3 protein-coding genes are annotated in these 2,892 nt (G+C 72.7%); 1 reads left to right on the forward strand and 2 read right to left on the reverse strand.

Going from position 1 to position 2,892, the window contains the following annotated elements; translation table 11 throughout:
* On the forward strand, positions 1-1,120 hold a 1,120-nt coding region (locus tag HW577_RS23170), incomplete at its 5' end, for a hypothetical protein (RefSeq protein WP_198378472.1).
* 12 nt (positions 1,121-1,132) lie between these two features.
* Here the strand turns inward: HW577_RS23170 and HW577_RS23175 are convergent.
* Positions 1,133-2,086, reverse strand: coding sequence for a UDP-glucuronic acid decarboxylase family protein (locus tag HW577_RS23175; RefSeq protein ID WP_198378473.1), 954 nt, complete (start codon positions 2,084-2,086; stop codon positions 1,133-1,135).
* Positions 2,083-2,892 (reverse strand): glycosyltransferase family 4 protein (locus HW577_RS23180; protein WP_198378474.1); only part of this gene is annotated, 810 nt, incomplete at its 5' end. The genes HW577_RS23175 and HW577_RS23180, both read right to left, overlap by 4 nt.

Below are 2,892 nucleotides of genomic sequence, written 5' to 3' on the forward strand. Positions count from 1 at the left end.
GCTGTTCCTGCTGTTCTGCTGCGCGCTGCAGGCGGCGCTGCGGCTCGTGCTCGCCGCGCGGGCGGGGCGGGGCGGCATCGCGGCGGGGGCGGCGCTCGCGCTCGCGCAGGGCGGGATGCTCTGGCTGCACCATACGGCGGCGATCGCGAACCTGGCGCTCAACCTCTTTGTCCTCGTGGCGCTCGTGCTGGGCGGTGCCGGCCTCGCGCGCGGGCTGGCGCGGCTCGCGGCCGCGGATGCGCTGGCGCTGGCGCTTTCCTCCGCACCCATCCTCTGGGCGATCGGCCATGCGGGGGAAGGCGCCTTCGTCACGCGCTGGATCGCCCCGCCAGGCCTCGGCGACGCTGCGCTGCTCTATGCGCGGGAATTGGTGGCGCCGTTCCAATCGCCCCTGTCGGCGCTGACGCTCGCGCTCTCCGCGGGGAGCCTGGTCCTGGCTCTCCTCGCGCGCGGCGCGGGGCGGGCGGAACGGGTCGCGCTCGTCGCGCTGCTGGTCGGCGCCGGGCTGCTGTTTCCGCTGTTGAGCCAGCGCTGGCCGGTGATGATCGACCGGACGGTGCTGTTCCTCCTCGCCCCGCTCGCCGCTGCCATCGCGGCGGGCATGGCGCGCCTGCCGCGCCGCGCCTTCGCAGTGGCCGCCGCGCTGCTGCTGGCGCTGCACGCCTTCGGCGCGCTGCGCTTCCACCTGCTGCCGCAGACGCGGGAGGACTGGAACGGCGCCGCCGCGCTGCTCGCGGAACGCCGCGCGCCGGGCGAGGCGCTGCTGGTCACCGACAGCGTCTTCGCATGGCTCTCGCTGCGCGCGGCCTTCGCGATGCGCGGCGAGCCGCCGCCGCCCATGCTGCTGCTGCCCGCGACCTCCCCGCTCGAGGCCCGCTCGGCCGAACTGCTGGCCCCCGGGGCCGTCGTCACCGCGAGTGATCTCTGCGCGCGGCTGGCCGGCGCGTCCGGCGCCTGGCTCGTCACAAGGCCGGTGCCGCCGGTGGTGGCGGACGATCCCGCCTTCTCCACCCTGCATCTGGCGCGCGGCGCGCTGGCGGCGGCCGGGGGCGCGCCGGCGGACCATCAGGCGCCAGTCGGCCTCGTGCTCGAGCGCTGGCGCCTGCCGGCCACCTGCTGACGCCGCGCGGGGTCAGCCCGCCTGGCGTAGCCGCTGGTCGAAATAGGCGACGGTGCGGCGTAGCCCATCCTCGAGCGGCACCTTCGGCTCCCAGCCGAGCAGGCGCTTGGCGAGGCTGATGTCCGGGCAGCGGCGCACCGGATCATCCTGCGGCAGGGGGCGCTTTTCCAGCAGCGACGAATCGCCGCACAGCGCCAGCACCCGGTCGGCCAGTTCCCGCACGGTGATCTCGTGCGGGTTGCCGAGGTTGACCGGGCCCGTCACCTCGTCGTCCGTGGCCATCAGCCGCATCAGCCCGTCGACCAGGTCGTCCACGAAGCAGAAGGCGCGGGTCTGCGTGCCCTCGCCGTAGATCGTCACCGGCTTGCCCGACAGCGCCTGGACGATGAAGTTCGACACCACGCGCCCGTCGTTCGGATGCATGCGCGGGCCATAGGTGTTGAAGATGCGCGCGACCTTGATGCGGACGTTGTGCTGGCGCCGGTAGTCGAAGAACAGCGTCTCGGCGCAGCGCTTGCCTTCGTCGTAGCAGGCACGGGGCCCGAGCGGGTTGACGGAGCCGCGGTAGTCCTCGGTCTGCGGATGCACCTCCGGGTCGCCATAGACCTCGCTGGTGGAGGCCTGCAGCACCTTGGCCTTCAGCCGCTTGGCGAGGCCGAGCACGTTGAGCGCGCCGGAGATGGACGTCTTGGTCGTCTGCACCGGGTCGAACTGGTAGTGCACCGGGGATGCCGGGCAGGCGAGGTTGTAGATCTCGTCAACTTCCACATAGAGCGGGAAGGTCACGTCGTGGCGCATCGCCTCGAACTGCGGGTGCGACAACAGGTGCGCAATGTTGTCGCGCGTGCCGGTGAAGTAGTTGTCCACGCAGAGCACCTGGTGCCCCTGCGCGAGCAGGCGTTCGCAAAGATGGGACCCGATGAAGCCGGCCCCGCCGGTCACCAGCACGCGCTTGCGCGAGATCATGCCCTGCGTCTCTCCCTGTCCTTCTCGACCATTCCCTCGACCGTCGCGTCGAGACCCGCGACGAAGGCATCCCATGTGAACAGCCGCGCGCGTTCCCGGCCCGCGGCCCCAAGCCGTTCGCACAAAGCGGGGTCGCGCGCCAGTTCCACCATGCGGGCGGCGAAGGCATCCGGGTCGTCGGCCACGAGGAAGCCCGTCGCGCCATGTACCACGGATTCGCGGGGGCCGCCGCGGTCCACCGCCACGACCGGCCGGCCGGCCGCCATCGCCTCGATCGGGGTCAGGCCCCAATCCTCGTTGAAGGCGGTGAACAGCAGCGCACCGCAGCCTTCGTAAAGGTCCCGCATCTCCGCATCCGTGGCGCCGATGCGGAATTCCACATCGCCGATCTCCCGGCCGCGGGCCATCAGGGCCTCGGCATGGGCGCGGCTCTTGTCGTCCACCATGCCGGCGAGGACAAGCCGCCATCCCGGCAGGCGGGGCTTCGCGCGGGCGAAGGCCTCCAGCGCGAGGGGCAGGTTCTTGGTCCACATGATCCGCCCGGCGACCAGGAAATAGGCCTCCGCCGGCCGGCCGGGGCCGATCCGCGCCACGTCGATCCCGGGGTAGAGGATGCGGGCGCGCCCGGCGGGCCAGAGGCCGCCGGCCTCGATCCGCTCCCGCACCGTCCGGCTGATCGCGACCACCTCCGCATAGTTGCGCCAGCAGGCGCGGTCGACCGCGCGCCAGCCGGCCTCGGCCGCCAGCGCCAGCGGCCGAAGCGGGGACGGAAGAGCACACGGCTGAGCTCCAGTCGCACCTGAGTC

Source organism: Neoroseomonas rubea, from assembly GCF_016106015.1.
Taxonomy (GTDB): domain Bacteria; phylum Pseudomonadota; class Alphaproteobacteria; order Acetobacterales; family Acetobacteraceae; genus Neoroseomonas; species Neoroseomonas rubea.

Excerpts from the sequence above, each read along its gene's own strand:
- HW577_RS23175 (WP_198378473.1), bottom strand. The coding sequence starts at position 2,086 with ATGATCTCGCGCAAGCGCGTGCTGGTGACCGGCGGGGCCGGCTTCATC.